The organism is Herbaspirillum sp. B65 (genome assembly GCF_000333555.1).
Classification (GTDB): Bacteria; Pseudomonadota; Gammaproteobacteria; order Burkholderiales; family Burkholderiaceae_D; genus Herbaspirillum; species Herbaspirillum rubrisubalbicans.
Map to the genome: position 1 here is coordinate 1 of NZ_BADI01000288.1, position 1,345 is coordinate 1,345.

Sequence of the window (1,345 nt, forward strand, 5' to 3'; positions counted from 1 at the left end):
CCGCGTGCAAATAGCTGCATCCCCTGACCTGCCGTGGCATGAAAGCGTGGCCCACTCATCAATTGCAGATGCTGTTGCGCGACCTGGTCGATGTTTTCGCCGGCATAGGTCAGCTGGGTCTTGGGTGTCACCGCCACCGAACCTGTGACTGCGCCAAAGGCTAGGATGGCGGGCGCGGCAGTGGCGGCGCTGTCCTGGTTGCCATTGGCGCTGCTTGCATCCCAGTTCTTGAAGGCGCCTGCCAGTGCGTTCTGGCCGGCGCCATCGGCGGCCTTGCCGCCATGCTGCCCTGCATAGTCGCCCAGGGACTTGAACAGTTCGGTGCATTGCCCCAGCAACTGGTTGAGTTCTTCGCGGTCCAGCATCTGCCCGGTGGCCTTGTTGCGCGCGTAGGTGGTCAGCAGGATGCCTTGCGCGGCCCGCAGCGCAGCGGCTGCGTCGGTGCGCAGTTCGGCGCCTTCTCCACGCGCCTGGCCGTGGCCGTCCGTGCGCGGTTGGGTCAGGTAACCCAGGTTCAGTTCGCTGGCCGCATGTTCGCTGGCCAACTGGCTGCTGATCTGGCCAGGGGTATCGTCAAAGCGCAATTGGTTGTAGCGGTTGGCCTTGATTTCCTTGGTCTTCATCCCCGACAGAAAGCGGTTGCCCGGTAATGCGCCGGTATGGCTGAAGGTGGCCGGCATGTTTGGTCCGTTGTGCAAGACGCCGGTGACGAACATCTTGTCCGGGTCGCCGTTGAGAAAATCGAGCGCCACTTCCATGCCCACCCGCGGCAAGGTGTCGTGTCCATAGCCATTGCCGGCCCAGCTGCTGCTCACGCGCACATAGGCGCTGTCGGCATCGGTTCCGCTGGCGCCGGCGCCTTGCGCGTGCGCGTGATCCTCGGGATTCAAGCCCTGGAGCTGGACCTTGATGCGACCGAGTTCATCGCAATGCACTTCTTCATTCTGCGGGCCGACCACCCAGGCCGTGATCGGATGTACACGCGGCAGATCGATGCGGGGATCATAGGCGGGCGTGAGTGCCACGCCGCGCCTGACGCAGCTAAAGCTGTTGTGGTAACGGGTGTCGCTAGTGGCCATTGGGTCGGCCACGCTGCTGGCGCCTGGCACGCTGCTGCTCCAACGACTGCTGTCGAACAGCCACTGCGCGCGCTCGTTGAGTTCCTTGGGCAGGTTGTTCTGGCCGCGATGATGCAAGCGCGTGATCATGAACTGTCGTTGTTCCACTGTCTGGTGGCTGATCTCGGGATGGCCGGTCAACTCGAACCAGCGGCCCACTGCCAGGTCACGCACGCCCCCTGCGCCCTCGACGCTGGCCGCCTGCAGTTCGTGCGATAGCATCCGTG

At 63.9% G+C, this 1,345-nt stretch carries 1 protein-coding gene; it reads right to left on the bottom strand.

The annotated features are described in order from the left end of the window. The coding region (locus I5W_RS07585) for a type VI secretion system Vgr family protein (RefSeq protein ID WP_044528776.1) at positions 1–1,345 on the bottom strand (1,345 nt) is incomplete at both ends.